Source organism: Trinickia sp., assembly GCF_051954495.1.
In the GTDB taxonomy this organism is placed as follows: domain Bacteria; phylum Pseudomonadota; class Gammaproteobacteria; order Burkholderiales; family Burkholderiaceae; genus Trinickia.
Genome location: NZ_JBQCHR010000105.1, coordinates 68,226 through 87,785, shown reverse-complemented (window position 1 = coordinate 87,785; position 19,560 = coordinate 68,226). Strand labels below are relative to the sequence as shown.

Sequence of the window (19,560 nt, the reverse complement as noted above, 5' to 3'; positions counted from 1 at the left end):
CCGCTGGGCCATCTCTTGCCCCACTTGAGCGCATGCTTCTGCGTGTCGTTGCAGAAGTTCCAGACATAGTTCACCGCCCGGCTTTGCCGGTTGAGCAAACCGTTGAGAGATTTCACGCGATAGCGGTAGACCAAGACCATGTCGCGAATGCTAACTCGGGAATGCCGCCTTGCGGCGGCGCTCCTTACCTCCTCGGACTAAAGTCCGAGGTTTCTCGGAGCAAAATCGGATGAAGTGTTTGGAGAAACGGGCCGCGACCGCCCGTGCATTACTGACCGCGACGGCAATTGCAGTGGGCGCATTGTCGATATCGGCATGTACGCCGCTGCGCGTCGTGACGCAGACGGTCTCGGCCGACGAAGCGCAAGTCCCCGTCGGCCGCTATTCGATGGATGCCGATCATTGGAGCATCACGTTCGACGTCGAGCACTTGAAATACTCGCGCTTCGTGATGCGTTTCGACCGCGCACGCGGCGCGCTAGATTGGAAGAAGGGAGGCCTCGAAGCCAGCGCAGTCGATGTGACGATCGATGCCGCGAGCGTCGACACGAAGATCCCGTTGCTCGACAAAATGGTCAAGGGGCCGGACATGTTCGACGTGCAAACCTACCCGGCCATTCATTTTTCCGGCGAACGTTTCATCCGAACGGGGCCCGCGCAAGGCAAGCTCGAAGGCGCATTGACGATCCGCAACGTCACGCGCCCCGTGACGCTCGACGTGACGTTCAACGGCTATGGCCGCAACCCGTTGACGAAGGCCGACACGCTCGGGTTTTCGGCGCAGGGAACGTTCGGCCGCGCTCAATTCGGATTGGGCACGTGGTATCCCGCCGTCGGCAACGATGTCCACGTGCGCATCGAAGCGGAGTTCGAAAAGCGCGAGGCCGAACCGGATTAAGCCGTCCAGTCCAAGATGACTTTGCCGCTTTCGCCCGAGAGCATCGTCGCGAAAGCCTTCTCGTAGTCATCGACGGGGAAGTGGTGCGTGAGGATCGGCGAGAGGTCGAGGCCGCTTTGCAGCATCGCCACCATCTTGTACCAGGTCTCGAACATCTCGCGCCCATAGATGCCCTTGATCTCTAGCCCCTTGAAGATCACCTGATTCCAATCGATCGCGGTCTGGGCGGGCGGGATGCCGAGCAACGCAACCTTGCCGCCGTGGTTCATCGCTTCGAGCATGCCGGTGAAGGCGCTCGGCACGCCGGACATTTCGAGCCCCACGTCGAAGCCTTCGGTCATATGCAGTTCGCTCATGACCTCGGCGAGCGTCTGCTTCGCGATGTTGACCGCGCGCGTCGCCCCCATCTTGCGGGCAAGTTCCAGCCGGTATTCGTTGACGTCGGTGATCACGATGTTGCGCGCACCGACATGCCGCGCGATCGCCACGGCCATGATGCCGATGGGTCCGGCGCCGGTGATCAGCACGTCCTCGCCCACCAAGTTGAACGATAGCGCCGTGTGCGTCGCATTGCCGAACGGGTCGAAGATCGCTGCGAGGTCGTCGGAAATCTCGTCGGGGATCTTGAATGCGTTGAACGCGGGAATCACGAGATATTCGGCGAAAGCGCCTTCGCGATTGACGCCCACGCCCACCGTGTTGCGGCACAGGTGGCGCCGCCCCGCGCGGCAGTTTCGGCAGAAGCCGCACGTGATGTGGCCTTCGCCCGATACGCGGTCGCCTATCGCGAATCCGCGCACTTCCTGACCCATTTCGACGATTTCGCCGACATACTCGTGCCCCACGTGCATCGGCACGGGGATCGTCTTTTGCGCCCAGTCGTCCCACTTCCAAATATGGATGTCGGTGCCGCAAATCGCCGTCCGCTTGATGCGGATCATGACGTCGTTGTGCCCCACTTCGGGTTTTTTCACTTGCGTCAGGGTGAGGCCCGGCGCGCGTTCGAGTTTTGCGAGTGCTTTCATCGACGTCTCCTCAAACGATGCCCAACGTGCGGCCGACGCGCGTGAACGCATCGACGGCGCGATCGATCTGCTCGGACGTGTGCGCGGCGCTCATCTGCGTGCGAATCCGCGCGCGTCCCTTGGGCACCACCGGATACGAAAAACCGATCACGTACACGCCTTCCTTCAACAGCGCGTCGGCCATGCGCGAAGCCACCGATGCATCGCCGAGCATGACGGGAATGATCGGATGCTGCCCCGGCACGAGCGCGAACCCGGCCGCGCTCATCGCCTCCCGAAAATGCTCACCGTTGGCGCGCACGCGCCGGCGCAGGCGATCGCCTTCGTCGCTTTTGAGCAATTCCAGCACCTTGAGCGACGCCGCGGCGATGCTGGGCGTGAGCGTGTTCGAGAACAGATAGGGACGCGAGCGTTGACGCAGCAGTTCGACGACTTCGCGCCGCGCCGCGACGTAGCCGCCAGAGGCGCCGCCGAGCGCCTTGCCGAGCGTGCCCGTAAGAATGTCGATGCGCCCTTCGACGCCGCAAAATTCGGGTGTGCCGCGACCGTGCTCGCCGATGAAGCCGACCGCGTGCGAATCGTCGACCATGACCAAAGCGCCGTAGCGATCGGCCAGATCGCAGATGCCGGAGAGATTGGCGATGATGCCGTCCATGGAAAACACGCCGTCGGTCGCGATGAGCTTGAAGCGCGCGCCCGCGGCGTCGGCTTCGCGCAGCTTCGTTTCGAGGTCGGCGAGGTCGTTGTTCTTGTAGCGATAGCGCTTGGCTTTCGACAGACGAACGCCGTCGATGATGCTCGCGTGGTTGAGCTCGTCGCTGATGATGGCGTCGGCTTCCTCGGTCAACGTTTCGAACAAGCCGCCATTCGCATCGAAGCAGCTCGAATAAAGAATGCAGTCCTCGGTGCCGAGAAACGCGGACAATTCGCGCTCGAGTTCCTTGTGCACGGTTTGCGTGCCGCAAATGAAGCGCACCGACGCCATGCCGAAGCCGTCCTTGTCCAGCCCCTCTTTGGCGGCCTCGATCAAGCGCGCGTCGTTGGCCAGACCGAGATAGTTGTTCGCGCAGAAATTGAGCACATCCTCGCCGCTGGCTAGATGCACATCGGCGGACTGAGGGCTCGCGATCACGCGTTCGGTTTTGTAAAAGCCATCGGCACGAATCTGATCGATCGTGCCGCGCAAGTGGGCGAGATAGGTATCGCGCATCGGTTCGCTCCTGACGGGAAGGGCGCCGCTCGAGCCGTGTACCGACCGAGCGGCCATCTATTGCTGTTATAGTCGGTTGTCCGATTCTGTCGAACAAATCCAGTTTTCCGAACCAAAGTTCGATATAGCGAACAACTTTAAGCGATCGAAACTCAAATGGCAAGCTCCGCCACTCGGCGCCCCGCGCCTTCTTCCGTTCCCGCGCCCGCTTCGTCCGTGATGGCGCCCCCGCGCGTGGGCGAGCAGATTCAGCGGCTGCGCATGGAACGCAAGCTCACGCTCGACGATCTGTCGCGCGCCGCGGGCGTGTCGAAATCGATGCTCTCCGAAATCGAGCGCGACAAGGCCAACCCGACGATCGCCGTCGCCTGGCGGCTGACGAACGCGCTGGGCGTGAGCCTCGACCAGTTGTTCGCCGCGCAGCGCATGCACGAGACGATCGATGTGGCCGGGCCTCATGAGATTCCGACGCTGGACGGGCACGACGCGAAATATCAGCTGCGCGTGTGGGGGCCAATCGAGTTGGCCGGCAAATTCGAGTGGTATGAGCTCACCCTGCAGCCAGGCGGAGCCCTCGTGTCGAACGCCCACGAACCGGGCACGCGCGAGCATATGACGGTGTTGAACGGTTCGATCGAAATCGAGGCCGACGGAGAATCGAAGCGCCTCAAAGTGGGGGAAACCGCGCGCTACCAAGCGGACGTGCCGCATGCGATCCGCAACGCCGGCAAGGGTGACGCCAAAGCGCTGCTGATCGTGATACACGGCTAGCCGCTTCTATCGTCGCGCCTGTCGGTCAGGTTTGGCGGCCCTGCCGAAGTACTGTATATTTACACAGTATCTCGATATCCGGAGAGCGGCCTTGAACGAACTTGATCTTGCCGCGCTGCGCTTTCAGGCCGCGGCGCGCGACCTTGAACACATCGTCCGTCATATTGCTTCGCGCTATGTCGTACAAGGCGTGCCGCTGACGTGGCGGCTGCTGCACGCGATCGAAGCGGAAGCCCTGGCGGATCTCGGTTTCGCCAGCCGTCACGATAGCGATGTGCTCGAGCTTTTCAAACGTCCTGAAGACATGACGTATCCCGAGACGGACGATCCGGCCACGTTCGGCAAATCGAATGCGCTGCCGGCGGCGTTCGCCTTCGCCGTCGCCGCTTACGAAGATGCCCAAACGCCGCACGCGCCGGATGCAGCCCGCCAGCAGAGCCAGGCACAGCCTCGCTCGAGCTGGTGAGGCGTCCATGAACGCTCCCGAAACACCTCACCTTCCGGATCCCGAACAACCTCACCTCTGACGCCCGAGATAGGGGGATTCACCGGGGAATCAAGCACTTATTCCGTTCGAATCCGATCGCGCCGAATTCAGGAAACGCGCGATCGCCTCGAGTCGCGAGCGTTTGACGCCCGAACTGTGATCGCATTCGGGACATGACAGCTCGTAGCCATCGTCGGCGCGCGACAATTCCGGTTCGCCATCGGTGCATTTCGGGCAATGCCCGGGCAGATCGAGATGGCTGTCGAGCGTGTTGCCGAGCGCGATGAAGTCGGAATCGGCGAATCGTCCGCTTTCGGCCCATGACCGGACCAAGGCGGAGAGTTCCGGCGAGAGCGCGCCGCGCGATTTCACATCGGCAAGCTCCCGGGTCAGGGCGTCGATTTCGTCGGATTGCTCGCGCACCTGCGCTTCCAGGCGATCGCCGCGTCCTTTTGCGGCGCTCAACTGCTGAATGAAGTCGAACTCCTTGCGGCTCGCGTCGCGGATGCCCGACTGATAGGTACTGGCCATGCTGCGTAACGAATCGAGTTCGACGAGCATCGGCTTCACGCGGCGTTCCGCTTCGGCGATCGCATCTTTGATTTGCGTGGCGTAGTGCTCGGTACTTTGCCGCAGCTCTTGATGCAGCCCGTCGATGCGTTCGCGCAGCGCGGCGTTCGTTACCTGCTCGCTCTCGAGCCGCTGCTCGAGCCGCGTTTTCTCCGCTTCGAGCCGAGCCACGGTGGCCTGCAGCACCTCATCGCCGCTGGCCCGAATCGCGGCCGACGCGCTGATCTGCGCTTCGAGTTCGCGCACGCGAGCAAGCGCGGCCTCGGCGCGTGCTTCACTGCGCTGCCAGGCGTCGTGTGCCGCCTCTCGACGTATTTGTGCTTCGCGCAGCGCGCTCGTTGCCTCGTCGAGCGCGCCGAATGCTTGCGCACGCTCGCCCTCGAGCGTCTGCTTGGCTTGCGCCATCGCGTGCTCGAACAACGTCCCGAGCAGTTCGCCCGCTTTTTCCTCAAGCGCCGGAGGAATGGCGCCGCCTCCGATCCGTACGCGCGACGCGTCGCGAATGCGCTCCCAGAAATGATCGATATCCTTCGGGATGTCGCTGGCGCTGCCCGTTTGCGTCAGCTCGCGGACCGCAGCAGCCGATGGGCGAATGCCGAGATCGAAGAAAAGCCGCTTGCAGGCGTGTAGCGACAGTTCTCGGCGGTGCGCGCCGGTTGCACGTAGCGATTCGAGCTCGCTGCGGATCGCGTCTCTTTCTTCATCGAGGGTCATGGGCCGGGCGGTTCAGTTGAAACGTAGTAATAATAACGGATCACGTATCAAATGATACAAGCAGTGACGTGCGATGCGCGAGATAGGCAGCGGACGCGTATGACCGATGTCCAAACCCTTTTGCCAGCAGGCCTAGCGGCTTGTTTCGTGAAACAAAGCGAGAAATGAAATATAAGTCATTGAATTCTATCTGTTTTCCCGCTTTTATGCGTTCTCCGGCGTTGTTTCACGGGACGGAACCGCTTTTCAAGTGCGGCGTATTTCCAAGCACACGGACGTTTTCCTTGAGAGTCATTGATGTAAACACCCTTGAACCCTTGTTAAAAACGTTAACGCCACGGCAGATCCTTACTGGACAAGGCTTTCGGCGCGATTGAGTGAAGGTTTGCGGGAGGTGAGGTGAGCCTTGACAGGACGCAGCCGTGAAGGGGTTCGGGGATACCCGTGAGGACTATCGGGAAGGATTGTGAGGGGATTCAGGAAGTGACGATTGTGCAGCCTTTCACGAGGGTGAGGTTTTTCGGGGGCCGCCACGGCCTGGAGCCCGGTATACCGGGGTGGGTCGATCTCCCTGTCCCGCACCAAAGGTGAGGCTTTGCGGGACGATCGAAAAACTTCGATTTCGTCGTCTTGACGGGGGGTTTCTGAGGCTCGGTGAGGCATCGCGGGAGCCGGGAGGCATGACAAGTGAGGTTTTTCGGGAAGACCCCGGCGTTTTATGGGCGATTTCGCCCAAAGGTGAGCCTTCTCGGGAGCCGCAACGGGGACCGCGGAAGGCTCGTTCCGAGGAAGCAAGGCCGGGGGACGCGGGCTTCGAATGCCAATGGTGAGCCTTTCCGGGGCCCCTTGTGTGGTGATTTTCGCGGCAAAGCCGCGCCGCACCTGGGTTCGTGGGTGAGCTTTTTCGGGACCGAAATGCGCGCTGCGAGAGGACTTCCGCGCGAAGTTAGCTGTCACTTTCCCGCAGAGCCGTATTTCATTGGGCGGATATAGGGGCCCCGCGGCCGCTTTGTAAGTGCTGAGGTGAGCCTTTTCGGGGGCAGCCGAGCGACTCGTGGCAGCGCCATACGATCGAGGTTGTTCTCCATGGTGAGGCAATGCGGGAGGCGTGTTTGCGCTATCGCTTTGAGTGGCGGGGCAGCGCTAAGTATCGGAGGCAGTTGAGGAATCTGTTGCCGGCGCCCTCGAGGTGAGTGTTTGCGGGAGTACTGGCGAAGCAAGCCGGAAGAGCGTTCCTGCTCCCGCCAAATAGCTTAAGGTGAGCCTTTGCGGGACACCTTGGTCAAGGAAAAACTCGCAAAATCAAGGCATCCCCCATGCGGACTGGCTCGTCGGCGGGACGATGGTGAGCCTTTTCGGGAGAGCGCCGCCATTCGTGCGGCGGGGGACGGGCGTGAGTTCACGAATGGGGTGTTGCGCGGAGATTCCGACTAGCGGGTCTGCCCGCGCAGGCAAGGAATGCGGACGGCATCCGGCTACGGTTGATGAGTGAAAAGGCCTGCGTGGCGCTTGACCGGGCTAACGTGTGCTGGTCGATGCTCAAGGGTCGCTCGGAGGAAGCCAGATGGCCGGCGAGCGCTGCACGCGCTCGTTGCCGATTAATGTGCGCGACTGCGGTAAATGCGCGGCGACTGCGCTGGCCCCTAGGTGTGCGAAAACGGTCGTCGCAAAATCGCGACAGCCGGTGTGGTGAGCGAATACGGGAAGGCTCGAACCGGCAATCGATTTGCCCGAGCCATGGACCTTTTCTGCCGATGCCTCGCCCGGCAACCGCCCCGACGCGCTATCGTCGTCGCCGCGCGGTGAGCCTTTGCGGGAGGCGAAGCAGGTGAGCCGCCGTCGCAGACGCTGATTCACCGGAAAGGGTGAGAGCGTCGTTGTAGACGCCCATCACCACACTCTGTATCCTGTCGGGAAATTTCCTTCCCGACCGACGCATGGCAACAAAGCGCGCGAAGAAAACCGATGTGGTGAGTCCGAGCTCCGCTGAATTGCGAAAGGCTGTCGAAGCAATCGCGATCCAGCCCAAGAGCGGTAAAATCACGCTCCTGACGCGAAAGCTGTTCAACGTTCTGCTGGCCGTCGCGCAGCAGGCCGACGAGGCCGGCGATACCTATCGTGCGTTGCTGTCGGACATCGTCGCCAACTCCGCGTTCGACTCCAACGATACGGCGCTCGTGAAGGAGCACCTGCGGCGGATGGTGTCCGTGCAGGTCGAATGGAGTCAAGGCACGTCGAGCCAAAAGCCCGGACGCAAATGGGGCATTTCGACGCTCATTGCCGACGCCGAAATCCTCGAAGATCCGGCCACGCGGCGGGTGTGGGTCGAGTTCTCCTTCGCGCCGAAGATCAAAAAGAAACTGCTTGACCCCGTTCAGTACGCGCGGCTGAGTCTGCAGTTTCAAAGCCAGCTGCGCAGCAGCGCGGGCCTGGCGCTGTACGAAATCTGCGTTCGCTACCTGACCAACCCGAGCCACCTCACCATGCGCGAGTCGTGGGCCTGGTGGCGTCCGATCCTATCCGGTACGCCGGACACCGAGGCGGGTGACGAGGCCAAGCGCGAATACAAATACTTCAAGCGCGATTATCTGCGGCCCGCGATCGCGGAAGTGAATGCCGTGACGAACATCTTCGTCGAACTGATCGAGCACCGGGAAGGCCGTCGCGTGGCCGAGATCCAATTCCGCGTGACCGAGCGTAAGCAGCCGATGCTGGCGCTCGACGAGCATCCGAATGTGTTCGACAGCACGCTCGTCGACCGCATGGTCAAAATCGGCATTCCGTTGAAGGAAGCGCAGACGCTCTATGCCGATAGCGAGGAGAATCGCATCCGCGCCGCGCTGCAAATGACGGAGCAGCGCATGCGCAGCACGTCGCTGCCGCCTGTCCGCAGCGCGCCGGCGTTGTTCAAGGATGCGCTCAAGAAGGGCTATGCGCCGCCGGTGGAGATGGTCGAGCAGCCGGCTGCAGGCACCGTCAAGTCGGTGTCGGGGGCCGTGCCGGCCGACGAATTGAAGGCGCGGTTGCTCGACGAGTATGGCGCCTACCGCCGCAGAGAGGCGCGGGCCCTGTACGAGGAGCAAGGTGAGGACGAACAGGGGCTCGCTCGGCAATCGTTCGAGAAGGAGATGCTGCCGAAGCTTGGCGCTCACCTGCGCGACGATTGGCGTCGCCGCGGTTTGGATTCGAAGCTCATTGAAACGACGTTCTTCGATTGGCTGGCGCACGAGACCTGGGGTGCGCCGACCGATGGGGATCTGCTGGCCTTCACGCTCAGTCAGTCGCGGGCGGCTTGAGACCGCCCGGTCGGGGCAACGCCCCGACTCTCGTGCACTTAGCTCGACTGCAACATTTGTTCGATCTGCCTCAAAATTTCGTCGCGCTTCTCGCGCGATAAGCCTCGCAACCTCAACTCGAGCCGATCGTCCCCATACGATTTCAAGTCGCCCACGGCGATGCCGTCGAGTTTGATTTCCATACGCTGGGCATACCGCTGCCGCATCGGCGGCTTGACGCTCTCCTGGGGATTGGCGCGGCCCTTGACGATATCGGCCACCTGACGCGTGCTCAGATCGTCCGAGACGATGCGGTTGATCAAGCGCAGCGTAGCCTCGATCCCGCGCGCCGAATGATAACGGCCCACTTGATAGGCCATGTTCGAGCCGAAGCGATCGGGCCGTGCGACCATTTCCTGCATGATCGTCTCGGGCAGTTTTGCCAACGACAGTGCGACGGCAACCGTAGATTCGTCGAGCCCGAGATGTTCGGCTAGATCTCGTTGACTTTGAAAGTGCTGCTCATCGAGGAAGCGCCGCCAGACGACGGCATTGTCGAAAACGGTCTGCGAATCGCGTTGAACGTTGAGGTCGTACCCAAGCTTGTAGCTCTCGATCCCGATGGGAAGATCGACGACGACAGCCTTCACCGTTTCCTTGTTCGCCTCCTTCAAGGCGCGAACGCGGCGTCCGCCATCGCTCACGAAGTACGAGCCCGGGTTGGCGTAGTCGGGAATGACGTGGATCGCTTGCTGTTGCCCTTGCTTCGCCAAATTCACGGCTAACTCGGCGATCGACGTTTTCAGATAGAAATGCCGCGGGTTGAACGGGCTCGGTTTGATGGCCTTGAGATCGAGATCGATCACCTGGCCGGCCTGGTAATTGTTCTCGAGGCGCCACGCGCGATACTCCGCCGATTCATTGACATGGGTTTCGGCGGTGGAGGGAACGGCGTGGAGGACGGATTCGGGACGCGCGGAGCCGGGTTTCGACGCAGGCTTCGCGTCGCTCTTCACGAGATCGTCGATCGCGTTGAGTCGATCGAGTGCGGTGCGTTTCTCGCTGCTGGTCGTGTCGGGGCGCGCTTGGAAGCCTTTCGCAAACTGGGAGGGTTTCATTGGGGTGTCCTTTATGCGCATAAAGTCAGGGGAGCATGGCGGCGAGTTCGTCGGCGCAAGCACGGATTTCGGCTGCGGCCAACTTTGCGCCCCGGTCGCTCATTTGCAGTACGGTCTGGCCGAGCGCCATTGCCTGCTTATAGGCTTCGCGGGTTGGAATTTGTGTCTTGAGCAGCGGGAAGCCGAGGTCTTCGAGCGCGCGCTTGAGTTCTCGCGTGAGCATCCGCTTCTCTTCCGTCTTGTTCAGTAAGAACACCGCGCGGAGGTCTTCGTTCATGACCTGCGCTTGTTGAACGAGCTTGACCAATCCGACGCTGGACCAGTAGTCGGCGGGCGATGATGAAGTCGGAATAACAGCGATGGATGCGGCGAGCAGTACGACGCCGGATACCTTCTCTGTGATCGAAGGCGGGCAGTCGACGACGATGATGTCGTAGTCCCCGATGAACTTCTTGATCTCCCGGTGGATTTGGCCGCCGGCTTCGGAGAGATTAACGACTGGGAACGGAATGCCGGAATCCCCGTCGGCGGAAGCGCTGGACCAGTGCACCAAGGTGTTTTGCCCATCCGCATCGACTACCAGGACACGTTTGCCCTTTTCATGAAAAGCCGCGCCAAGATGCATGGCAATCGTGCTTTTGCCTACCCCGCCCTTCTGTTGAGTTACCGCGACGATTTCCGCTGCCAATTTTTTCGCTCCTTAACAGATCGACGAATTTTACCGTGAAGATTTTTAATTTCAATGTTTTCGTCGCTGTATAGCCACGAATTAGCCAAACGTTGGCCGACCGGACAAGGTTTATGCGCATAAAGCCCCGCCATTGAGGTCATACGCTGAGTACAGAGGGGGTTGCGAAGGGCGACCGACCTGACTGAAGCCATCGACGTGTACTGCGCGTCGGGTCGTGCTCTCCGTTTTCTCCGATGAGTGGCAGGAGAGTCACGAGAGAACAAGCCTCGGCGCGGCGTGTCGCCGGACGGTCCAGCAATGCTGAAGAGTGTCGATGGGGAAAAGGATGCGGTGTAACGAAGGTGAACGATGGAATGCGCGTCGCAACGTCGTGGACGGGGTGAAGCGATGTTTGCAGGTTCATGGGCGCGACGCAGCGATGCGGGTACCGGAGGTGTCGAGGCTGTTTCGACGAGACCGGAGCGGTTGTGCCGGCGGTTGCTTTATGCGCATAAAGTCGCTGAAGCCCCACGGCCCCTCACTTTTTCAGATTGGGCGGGGTCATCAATTGTCAGCCTTCCGGGCCCGTTTTTGGAGCGATTTCCACAACCGGCGCCCAAGCCGGTACGGCTGAACCCTATTCGAGCGCACGCGGCAACGACGCGCCTACGCACGCTCTGCTGCTTCGACGGCTCACCCGGCTGCTCGACCGAGCCCGCGGCACGAACGCCGTAAAATGATGTCCCCACAGCCAATCGAAGCGACCATGATCACCGTCTACCATAACCCCCGCTGCTCGAAATCACGAGGCGCATGCGAGCTCATCGACGATCGCTTGAACCGTTCGGGAGAGACCGTCAAAGTGATCGAGTATCTGAAGGAGCCGCCATCCATCGATGACCTCAAGGCATTGCACCAGATGCTGGGCGGATCAGTCAGGGACATGATTCGCGAGAACGAAACGCCCTTCAAGGAACTCGGTCTCGCCGACGTGTCGCTGAGCGACGACCAACTGTACAAAGCCATTGCCGCACATCCGATATTGCTTCAGCGCCCGATTGTTGTCCGCGACGGCCGCGCGGTGATCGGACGGCCACCGGAAAATATCGAAGTGCTGTTCAAGTAGGCGCGGTTCGAATAGCTCATTGTGATCCGGCTCATCGCATCCGCCGCTATCACGGCGCAGTGAGAACGCATGCAAATTCACGCAAAAAGTTCAAGTATTCGAATAGTAATTATATTTCGAATTAAAGAAAGAACCGCCCGGGTGAGCCGCGGAACGTGCGAATGGCGTCGATAGACCAGGGTGCGGCCGTCTCGAACGGAGTCCAGACCAACAACACCGCGCCGTGTGCGTCATCGAACGGACACGGATGTGACGATTCGTAAGCGCGACGGCATATCGAGGAGTTATCCACAGATTCTGTGGAAAAGTTTGTGGAAAGGCAGGCCCGAACGCCCAGCCAGCCGGGCGTTTAGTGGGTTGCGCGAAAAATTGGCCGTTGCGGCGAAACGTGGCACGGAGCAGGCGGCTATGATGGAAGGCCGAGCCGAATCGACACGTTTCGGCATAAACGCGTCTCAACTTGGAGGAGCAGCAGCATGGCTTACAAAATTGAAGTGGTCGTTGGCAGCTTGCGGCGCGAGTCATTCAATAAGCAGCTTGCTCATGCACTGGTGAAGCTCGCGAGCAGCGAATTCGAGTTCGATTTCCTCGATATCGGCTCGCTGCCGCTGTACAGCCAAGACTACGACGCGAACTACCCGGAATCGGCGAAGCAGATGAAAGCGCGCATCGAGGCCGCGAGCGGCTTGCTCTTCGTCACGCCGGAGTACAACCGGTCGATGCCGGGCGTCCTTAAAAACGCGCTCGATTGGGGTTCGCGGCCGTGGGGGTCCAACTCGTGGAAGGACAAGCCGGCGGCCGTATGCGGGATCTCGCTCGGGGCGGCCGGTACGGCGCTGGCCCAGCAGCACCTGCGCAACGTCCTGGCGTATCTGGACGTACCCACGCTCGGTCAGCCCGAGATATTCATCAAGCACACCGATTCGTTCTTCGATGCCGGCGGCGGCATCGCCAGTGAAGACTCACGCAAGTTCCTGACGACGTTCGTTCAACGTTTCGAGGCTTGGGTGAAGCGTCACACGCATGCCAAGTGACCGCTTATCTGCGACCGGCGCCTGAATCGTCGCCACGATAGACTTCTTCGTCCTGCAGGTATTCGTCGGGAAGGGGCGAAGGGGTCGTCCGAGGGGGCGTGCTCGGGGCGCTGTCAGGTCCGGGCTGCGCATTGCCTCGGCCCGCCGTGAACACCGCCCCCATGCCCGGCGCCGAGCCTGCGGCCACGGCGGTCGCCGCCGCCTCGGTGGTAGCGGCCACGCGGGGCGGCTCGGTGGCCGCCTCTCCCACGCTTGGGACCACCGGAGTGTCGACGCTGTCCCGGGCGTAGGTGTGCACGGTACCGTGCCGAACCGGCTGAGCCGGCACGCTCGTTCGAAGCCCTAATTCCTCGAGCGCCGAATGCGCGCGCGTGGCCTCATCGGCAGGCGCGCGCCATGTGGCCGCGCGTTCCTCGACATCGAGCGGGCCCATGCCCTCCAGCGTCGTGCGCGTGACCTGCGCCAGGGCATCGGTCGGTGCGTCGACGCAAACCATCACTGCGCCACGCCGCACAGCCTCCGCGTAACGCGCGGCTTCACGCTCGGGCGGCGCGGAGACGAACAGCGATTCGAAGAACCGTTCGATGCTGGCGAGCAGCCCCTCGTTGGCGGTGCGCTCGTAGGCACTCGCGGACGCGGACGCCGACGCCGACGTCGCGTCGCTCGCATAGGTTGGCTCGCAACGGGCCTTGAGCGTCACATCGCCGTAGGCGATGCCTGCCGCGACAAGCGCATCGCGTGCGGCTTCGGCTTGCGGATAGGTATCGAAAAACGCAATGACGGTGTGCTGCATGCTGACCTCCTCGAGGCTTGTCGCGAAACGGCACGCAAAATTCGCGCCGCGCCGTTCAAGTCGCCTTGCCGTGCGCGTGCACGCGTCCTTCGCGTTCACGTGCAATGGTCTGAAGCATCGTTTCGAGCAAGGCGATATCGAAAGGTTTTGACAGCACGCGCACGTTGACATTCCGCGCACGCTCGAGCTCTTGCGCGTACCCCGTCATGAGGATGACGGGAAGCGGAGCCGCAAGCGCTTGCACGGCCTCCGCGAGGTCGATCCCGTTGGCGGCGCCCGGCATGTGGATATCCGAGATCAGCACGTCGAAGGGATCGTCGGGTCGAGACAATGCGTCGGCGAGCACATGCAAAGCGGCGTCGGCGTTGAACGCGCACGTGACGCGGTGGCCCATCAGGCGCAGGAGGGCCTCGGTGCCGGCCGCCACTTCGTCGTTGTCCTCCACCAGCAGCACGTGCAAGCTGCCCGGCGCGTCCGCATCGGCGGCCTGCTGGGGGGCTTGCGGGGCCGTGGCGGGCGCCTCGTCGGCGCGCGGCAGGTAAAGACGCACGGACGTGCCGGCGCCCGGCTTGCTGTCGATCGTCGCGAGCCCCCCGGATCGATCGCAAAAGGCGAAAACCTGCGGCAGCCCGAGGCCGGTTCCCATGCCTTTCGGCTTTGTCGTGAAGAGCGGTTCGAACGCGTGGGCCAGCACGTCCGGCGGCATGCCCGCACCGGTGTCTTCCAGCGAGATCTGCACGAATTCGCCAGTCAGGGCGAAGCCGCCCTCCCGTTCCAGCCGCACGTTCGTCGCGCGGACCGTGAACTGGCCACCGCTCGGCATCGCATCGCGCGCGTTGACGGCAATATTGATGAGCGCGAGTTCCAGTTCGGCGCTATCCACTTCGATTGGCCAGATGTCGCGGCCGATGTCGACGACGAGCGCGGCCTTCGCCCCGAGCGACGCGCGCAGCAGCTCTCTGCAGGCCGCCATCCAGCGCGATAGATCGATGGTCTCGTTGCGCAGCGGCTGCTTGCGCGCCACGCCGAGCAATTGCCGCGTGAGCGATTGGCCGCTCTTCAGGGCCCGCTCGATCGCGCCGAGTTCGCGCTCCAGGGTCGCCGCGCCGCGCCGGCGCGCGATCTGGACGTTCGTGGCAACAATCGTCAGCAGATTATTGAAGTCATGGGCGACGGTGCCGACGAGATTGCCGAGCGCTTCCATCTTGCGCGATTGGCGGTAGGCCGATTCGATCGAACGGCGCATCGAAGCCTCGGCTTGCCAGCGCTCCCACGCTTGCTTTTCCGCGGCAAGCCGCTTCAGAGACAATGCGAGCACGATCCAAAGCACGATCGACGGCGTGAAAATCGACGCGGCGAAGATCAGCGCCCGCCGGTACCAGGCCGTCCAGATTGCCGATACGCTGTACGCGCACGAGACGAAGACGGGATACGAGCCGACTTGGCGATAAGCGAGGATGCGCTCTTCGTGGCCCGCGCCCTTGCCCTCGTCGGCTGCAATGCGAAGCACGCCCGAGTGGTTGCCCGCCGCCAACGCTTGGGTAAGCTGCGGGGCCACCACGGCGGACTCGGGGCGCGGCGGATAGGCAGCGAGCACGGCGCCGTCGGTGCGCGTGAGCAGCATCGTCATCGCGCCTCGCTCCTCGCCCAGCAGTTCACGATAGAACGACTCGAAATACGAACGCCGCAACGCGACCGACACGAGCCCGGCAAACGCCCCTTTGGCGTCGCGTCGGGCGATGCCCGTATTGAAGACGGCCTCGCCGCTGCCGGCATGCCAAACCATGACTTTCGACACGTGCTCGAGGATCCGTCCGCCGCGAATTCCGACGAAGTCGTCGCGCGCGGCGATCGAAGCGTGCGGCGCCGGATAGTAGCGGCTATTGGCCAGCAGCACGCCTTCGGGGCCGAAGATCGAGACCGACGCCACTTGCGGATAGCCGCCGCCGATGCTCTGCAGCTTGTTGTGGATGTCGAATTCGCGGGCCCGTATGGCGTTGTTGTCCAGGCCGCGCACGAGGTCGTCGACGCGCGCGTCGAGCGTTTCGTTCAAGTCGAAGACTTTGAGCGCGTGCTCCTGCGCGATGCGCACCGTTCGGACGGTTGCATCGGTGGCCGTCGCCACGCGCGCGCGGAAATCGGAATACGCGACGACGGCCGCATAGACGCCCGGCAGAACAACCGCGGCGGCTAGCAGGACGATGAGCGTCACGCGCCTTACGGCGAAATCGGGCTCGGGCATAGCCGGCGCCGGCGAGTCGTCTTGCCAATCGTCGGGCAAGGCGTTCTTCGTCGAGTCATCGAGCCGTCGGCGGGTCATATTCGTTATCGGTCCAATAGGGCGGTTGCCGTTCAAACATCATAAGCGACTTGGTCCGAGACGGGCCTTTTGCTTGCCTGGCCTGTCGCGGCACGCGTCCGAACGTTCGCCCTAAAACAGCGACGAAATCGGAAGCGCAAACGTACACAAAAGAAAAATCCACGCATGAACTGTCAAATAGTTGGCGTTTCTTTCTTCATACGGCACAAATGATCGGACTTGATCGACCGATCTTGATATTGGAGTGTTGATTTTCCGCAGGTTTGCTCCGAGAATTTCGCATTATTTCTAAGAACACATGATGCGCCCGGTGTATCGAGCGCCTGCCCAAGCGCGAATATCCGCCGCTCTTACGCGAGCCGCGCGTTCGCACCGTCGGCGCCTACGGGGAAGGGGCCGCCTTGCGCCGATTTCCTCCGGCGACACCTCCGCACACGTTAAAGAAAGGCTCCCGAGCCGCCGTTAACGCGATATAGACCGCTTTCGATTTTTACGTCACGCCTGCCATGCCTTTGCCGATTGTGATCGCCGACGATTCCCTGCTTGCCCGTAAGGTGCTGACGAAAGCCTTGCCGGCCGACTGGGACGTCGACATCGCATACGCGTCGAACGGCCACGAGGCGCTCGCACTTTACCGCGCGGGCAAGGCCTCGGTGATGTTTCTCGACCTGACGATGCCGGATTTGACCGGCTATCAGGTCCTCGAAGCGCTCCAGCACGAGGACTTGAATACGTTCGTGATCGTCGTGTCGGCCGACGTGCAGCCGCTGGCGCAGGAGCGTGTACGCGCCCTCGGCGCCGCTGCTTTCGTCGCCAAGCCCGTGACCCCAGAGGCGATATTGCCCATCCTCAAGGAGTACGGGTTGTATGCGTGAGAACGTGTTCACCGAAGAGCAGCGCGACGCCTTGCAGGAAATCGCCAATTTGGCGATGGGGCAGGCGGCCACGCGGCTCGCACGGCTGCTCGATACCTTCATCGAGCTGTCCGTGCCGCGCGTGCGCGTCGTGCGGGCCGAGGATGCGGCGCGGACGCTGCGCGAGATGACGGGCATCGACGAAAGCGTCACGGCCGTGCGGCAAGGCTTTCGCTCCGACATCAAAGGCGAAGCGCTCGTCATCTGCCGCAGCAGCGAGGCGGGCGCCCTGTGCTCGCTCGTCAACGATCCGTACGTGCATTCGGCATACGATTCGGTGAGCCAGTCCGAACTCATGTTCGACGTCGCCAACGTCCTGACGGGCGCTTGCGTATCGTGCATTCTGAACCAACTCGACCGCACGCCGATTTTTTCGCCCCCGGGCTTGCTCGGCGAAAAAATTTCGCTCGAGGATGTCTTTCAATCCGACGTGCTCGCGTGGAAGACGGCGTTGCTGCTCGAAGTGAATTTCGCGCTGGAAGACCAGACGTTCCGTGCGCACCTCGTCATGTTGATGGCGGAGGAGTCGATTCGTCGGATGAACGATGCGCTCGACGCGCTACTGTCCAGCCTATGAACGACGAGATGGAGCAAACGCTCAGCGACTTGGTGATCGAACGCGTCGGCTTCGGCATTTTCGTGCTCGACCGCAACATGAAGGTGCTGATGTGGAACCGGTTCATGCAGGACCACAGCGGAAAGCCGGCCGAAGACGTGGTGGGCAAGTCGATTTTCGACAGTTTTCCCGAGCTGCCGCGCGTTTGGCTTTCCCGCAAGGTCGAAAGCGTCTTCCAGCTTGGCAGCTTCGCGTTCAGCTCGTGGGAGCAGCGCCCCTACCTGTTCAGGTTCGACCATGACCGGCCGATCACGGGCGGCGTCGACTTCATGCAGCAAGATTGCACGTTCATGCCGCTTACGCGGGGCCGTGAAGTCGAAGCCGTCTGCGTGACGATTTCCGATGTCACGCACGTCAGTGTGGTGCAGCGCGAACGGGAAGAAGCCGTCGAAAAGCTGCAGGAATACGCGAATCGCGACGGCCTCACCGGCATCGCGAACCGGCGTTTCTTCGAAGCGCGGCTGCGCGACGAATTTCTGCGCTGGCAGCGCTACGGCGGGGAAATGTCCGTCCTGCTGTTCGATCTCGATCACTTCAAGGACATCAACGATCGCTTCGGACACGCCGTCGGCGATACGGTGCTGCGCGTCATGGCGCAACGCGTGGCCGACGCCGTGCGCGTTCAAGATACCTTCGGACGATTCGGCGGAGAGGAGTTCGCGTTGCTGCTGCCGTGTACGCCGCTTGCCGATGCGATGCTCGTCGCCGAGAAGATTCGCATGACGATCGGCGACACGCCCGTCGAAGCCGAAGGCGTGCGCGTGCCCGTCACGGCCAGCGTGGGCGGCGCGGCGGCGCGCCCGGGCCTGCCCACCTACGAAGTGCTCATCAACGAAGCCGACGCCGCGCTCTACAGCGCGAAACGGCAAGGGCGCAACCGCTCCGTCGCGCTCGCCTGATCGCGACTTTCCCGCTCGCGCGCGCCGTGAAGACGTGCGCCTGGCCCGCCGCCGCGGTGCGCGATGAAACGTTGGTATACTTTTGGCCGTTTCCGGCTCCCTTGCCGGCGCGCCGCACCGCCGATCGAACAAGCGAAGCGCGGCGGTTCGCGCGACTCACGCGCGAGCGGCACGCCGCAAAAAGCATCGGTTCTCATTCGCCCTGCAGGGGCGCCACAGCGGAGTTCGCCTTGGCCGTTTCCAATCTCGTCGTGGACGAATCAGCGCCCGACGCCGCAACCGTCACGTCGGGCAGTTCGTTCTATCTCGCGATGCGCATCTTGCCCGCCGCGCAGCGCGACGCGATGTTTCAGATCTACGCGTTTTGCCGCGCCGTGGACGATATCGCCGATAGCGACGCGCCGCGCGCCGAGCGCAGCGCCGCGCTCGAGCGCTGGCGCGTCGACATCGACGCCTGCTACGACGGCCAGCCGCGTCCGGCTCTGACCGCGCTGACGCGCGAGATCCGTACGTTCGACCTGCGTCGGGAAGACTTTCACGCCATGATCGACGGCATGGCCATGGACGCCGCCGCCGATATCTGCGCACCCGACGAAGCCACGCTCGATCTCTACTGCGATCGGGTCGCGAGCGCCGCCGGCCGGCTGTCGGTGAGGGTTTTCGGGATGAGTGAGGACGCCGGGCATGAACTGTCTCACCACCTCGGCCGGGCGCTGCAACTGACCAATATTTTGCGCGACATCGACGAGGACGCCGCGATCAACCGCTGCTACTTGCCGTACGAGCTGCTTGCCCGCGAAGGCATCGCCGCCACGAATCCAATCGCGATCGCCGACGACCCGTCGTTGCCGCGCGTGTGCGCCACGCTGGCCGAGCGTGCGCTGGCCCACTTCGCCAAGGCCGATGCGATCATGGACGCGGCGCCGCGCAAGGCCGTGCGCGCGCCTCGCATCATGTCGGGCGTCTACCGGGTGCTGCTCGAACGTACGCTCGAGCGCGGCTTCGATCTGCCGCGCACGAGCGTGGCCAAGCCGCGTTTGCGGCTGCTGTGGATCGTTGCGCGCTACGCGCTCTTTTGAGCGTGCGATCGAGCGTTGCGCTTCGTCCTTCAACCTTTGTT

General features: G+C 62.4%; 16 protein-coding genes and 3 pseudogenes. 10 read left to right on the top strand and 9 right to left on the bottom strand.

All coding sequences use genetic code 11. From position 1 onward, the window contains the following. Window positions 1–140, bottom strand: a pseudogene (locus ACTHNR_RS14395) (RNA-guided endonuclease InsQ/TnpB family protein); the annotation flags it as partial. Between the two features lie 89 nt (window positions 141–229). On the opposite strand from ACTHNR_RS14395, the gene ACTHNR_RS14390 reads away from it, so the two are divergent. Next, a complete protein-coding gene (locus tag ACTHNR_RS14390) occupies window positions 230–898 on the top strand; it encodes a YceI family protein (RefSeq protein ID WP_440548333.1) in 669 nt (222 codons plus the stop codon). Here ACTHNR_RS14390 and tdh read toward each other — a convergent pair. Together tdh and ACTHNR_RS14380 are read right to left on the bottom strand one after the other, a co-directional pair. Next, the gene (gene tdh / locus ACTHNR_RS14385; RefSeq protein WP_440548332.1) at window positions 895–1,923 is read right to left on the bottom strand and encodes an L-threonine 3-dehydrogenase; all 1,029 of its coding nucleotides are present in this window, start codon (window positions 1,921–1,923) and stop codon (window positions 895–897) included. The genes ACTHNR_RS14390 and tdh overlap by 4 nt on opposite strands. Window positions 1,924–1,933: 10 nt before the next feature. After that, window positions 1,934–3,133 (bottom strand): glycine C-acetyltransferase, encoded by a 1,200-nt coding sequence (locus ACTHNR_RS14380; RefSeq protein WP_440548331.1) that lies wholly within the window; start codon window positions 3,131–3,133, stop codon window positions 1,934–1,936. A gap of 156 nt (window positions 3,134–3,289) precedes the next feature. On the opposite strand from ACTHNR_RS14380, the gene ACTHNR_RS14375 reads away from it, so the two are divergent. Then, a complete protein-coding gene (locus tag ACTHNR_RS14375; protein ID WP_440548330.1) occupies window positions 3,290–3,904 on the top strand; it encodes a helix-turn-helix domain-containing protein in 615 nt (204 codons plus the stop codon). A gap of 91 nt (window positions 3,905–3,995) precedes the next feature. Continuing rightward, a complete protein-coding gene (locus ACTHNR_RS14370) occupies window positions 3,996–4,370 on the top strand; it encodes a DUF2471 family protein (protein ID WP_440548329.1) in 375 nt (124 codons plus the stop codon). A 90-nt stretch (window positions 4,371–4,460) separates the two neighbouring features. On the opposite strand, the gene ACTHNR_RS14365 is transcribed toward ACTHNR_RS14370, so the two are convergent. After that, window positions 4,461–5,675 (bottom strand): DNA-binding protein, encoded by a 1,215-nt coding sequence (locus tag ACTHNR_RS14365; protein WP_440548328.1) that lies wholly within the window; start codon window positions 5,673–5,675, stop codon window positions 4,461–4,463. A 1,937-nt stretch (window positions 5,676–7,612) separates the two neighbouring features. Between ACTHNR_RS14365 and ACTHNR_RS14360 the strand changes: the two genes are divergently transcribed. Then, window positions 7,613–8,971 carry a replication initiation protein gene (locus ACTHNR_RS14360; RefSeq protein WP_440548327.1) on the top strand — a complete coding sequence of 453 codons (1,359 nt, stop codon included), beginning with the start codon at window positions 7,613–7,615 and terminating at the stop codon, window positions 8,969–8,971. Between the two features lie 38 nt (window positions 8,972–9,009). Here ACTHNR_RS14360 and ACTHNR_RS14355 read toward each other — a convergent pair. The 3 genes and pseudogenes from ACTHNR_RS14355 to parA form a co-directional block, all read right to left on the bottom strand. Continuing rightward, window positions 9,010–9,870, bottom strand: a pseudogene (locus tag ACTHNR_RS14355) (ParB/RepB/Spo0J family partition protein); the annotation flags it as partial. 62 nt (window positions 9,871–9,932) lie between these two features. Next, window positions 9,933–10,068 (bottom strand): annotated as a pseudogene (locus tag ACTHNR_RS14350) (ParB/RepB/Spo0J family partition protein); the annotation flags it as partial. 25 nt (window positions 10,069–10,093) lie between these two features. Next, window positions 10,094–10,756 (bottom strand): ParA family partition ATPase, encoded by a 663-nt coding sequence (gene parA, locus ACTHNR_RS14345; protein WP_440548326.1) that lies wholly within the window; start codon window positions 10,754–10,756, stop codon window positions 10,094–10,096. A 748-nt stretch (window positions 10,757–11,504) separates the two neighbouring features. On the opposite strand from parA, the gene arsC reads away from it, so the two are divergent. Next, window positions 11,505–11,864: an arsenate reductase (glutaredoxin) gene (gene arsC / locus ACTHNR_RS14340; RefSeq protein WP_440548325.1), complete on the top strand. Its 360-nt coding sequence runs from the start codon at window positions 11,505–11,507 to the stop codon at window positions 11,862–11,864. A 476-nt stretch (window positions 11,865–12,340) separates the two neighbouring features. After that, on the top strand, window positions 12,341–12,898 hold the full coding sequence (locus tag ACTHNR_RS14335; RefSeq protein WP_440548324.1) for an NADPH-dependent FMN reductase: 558 nt from the start codon (window positions 12,341–12,343) through the stop codon (window positions 12,896–12,898). A 4-nt stretch (window positions 12,899–12,902) separates the two neighbouring features. Here ACTHNR_RS14335 and ACTHNR_RS14330 read toward each other — a convergent pair whose 3' ends face one another. Together ACTHNR_RS14330 and ACTHNR_RS14325 are read right to left on the bottom strand one after the other, a co-directional pair. Beyond that, window positions 12,903–13,691 (bottom strand): hypothetical protein, encoded by a 789-nt coding sequence (locus ACTHNR_RS14330; protein WP_440548323.1) that lies wholly within the window; start codon window positions 13,689–13,691, stop codon window positions 12,903–12,905. A 55-nt stretch (window positions 13,692–13,746) separates the two neighbouring features. Beyond that, the gene (locus ACTHNR_RS14325; RefSeq protein ID WP_440548322.1) at window positions 13,747–16,011 is read right to left on the bottom strand and encodes an ATP-binding protein; all 2,265 of its coding nucleotides are present in this window, start codon (window positions 16,009–16,011) and stop codon (window positions 13,747–13,749) included. A 506-nt stretch (window positions 16,012–16,517) separates the two neighbouring features. Between ACTHNR_RS14325 and ACTHNR_RS14320 the strand changes: the two genes are divergently transcribed. From ACTHNR_RS14320 to hpnD, 4 genes are all read left to right on the top strand, one after another. Further along, window positions 16,518–16,886, top strand: a complete 369-nt coding sequence (locus tag ACTHNR_RS14320) for a response regulator (protein WP_440548321.1) — start codon at window positions 16,518–16,520, stop codon at window positions 16,884–16,886. Then, window positions 16,879–17,502, top strand: coding sequence for a chemotaxis protein CheC (locus tag ACTHNR_RS14315; protein WP_440548320.1), 624 nt, complete (start codon window positions 16,879–16,881; stop codon window positions 17,500–17,502). The genes ACTHNR_RS14320 and ACTHNR_RS14315 overlap by 8 nt, the downstream gene beginning before the upstream one ends. Continuing rightward, on the top strand, window positions 17,499–18,440 hold the full coding sequence (locus tag ACTHNR_RS14310) for a sensor domain-containing diguanylate cyclase (protein WP_440548319.1): 942 nt from the start codon (window positions 17,499–17,501) through the stop codon (window positions 18,438–18,440). The genes ACTHNR_RS14315 and ACTHNR_RS14310 overlap by 4 nt, the downstream gene beginning before the upstream one ends. Before the next feature lie 230 nt (window positions 18,441–18,670). After that, window positions 18,671–19,519, top strand: a complete 849-nt coding sequence (hpnD, locus tag ACTHNR_RS14305) for a presqualene diphosphate synthase HpnD (protein ID WP_440548318.1) — start codon at window positions 18,671–18,673, stop codon at window positions 19,517–19,519. Window positions 19,520–19,560: the final 41 nt, after the last annotated feature.

Coding starts and splice junctions, on each gene's coding strand:
- ACTHNR_RS14310 (WP_440548319.1), top strand. CDS start 17,499: ATGAACGACGAGATGGAGCAAACGCTCAGCGACTTGGTGATCGAACGC.
- ACTHNR_RS14315 (WP_440548320.1), top strand. CDS start 16,879: ATGCGTGAGAACGTGTTCACCGAAGAGCAGCGCGACGCCTTGCAGGAA.
- ACTHNR_RS14335 (WP_440548324.1), top strand. CDS start 12,341: ATGGCTTACAAAATTGAAGTGGTCGTTGGCAGCTTGCGGCGCGAGTCA.
- ACTHNR_RS14320 (WP_440548321.1), top strand. CDS start 16,518: ATGCCTTTGCCGATTGTGATCGCCGACGATTCCCTGCTTGCCCGTAAG.
- arsC (WP_440548325.1), top strand. CDS start 11,505: ATGATCACCGTCTACCATAACCCCCGCTGCTCGAAATCACGAGGCGCA.
- ACTHNR_RS14365 (WP_440548328.1), bottom strand. CDS start 5,675: ATGACCCTCGATGAAGAAAGAGACGCGATCCGCAGCGAGCTCGAATCG.
- ACTHNR_RS14360 (WP_440548327.1), top strand. CDS start 7,613: ATGGCAACAAAGCGCGCGAAGAAAACCGATGTGGTGAGTCCGAGCTCC.
- tdh (WP_440548332.1), bottom strand. CDS start 1,923: ATGAAAGCACTCGCAAAACTCGAACGCGCGCCGGGCCTCACCCTGACG.
- ACTHNR_RS14375 (WP_440548330.1), top strand. CDS start 3,290: ATGGCAAGCTCCGCCACTCGGCGCCCCGCGCCTTCTTCCGTTCCCGCG.
- ACTHNR_RS14330 (WP_440548323.1), bottom strand. CDS start 13,691: ATGCAGCACACCGTCATTGCGTTTTTCGATACCTATCCGCAAGCCGAA.
- ACTHNR_RS14390 (WP_440548333.1), top strand. CDS start 230: ATGAAGTGTTTGGAGAAACGGGCCGCGACCGCCCGTGCATTACTGACC.
- ACTHNR_RS14380 (WP_440548331.1), bottom strand. CDS start 3,133: ATGCGCGATACCTATCTCGCCCACTTGCGCGGCACGATCGATCAGATT.
- ACTHNR_RS14325 (WP_440548322.1), bottom strand. CDS start 16,011: ATGACCCGCCGACGGCTCGATGACTCGACGAAGAACGCCTTGCCCGAC.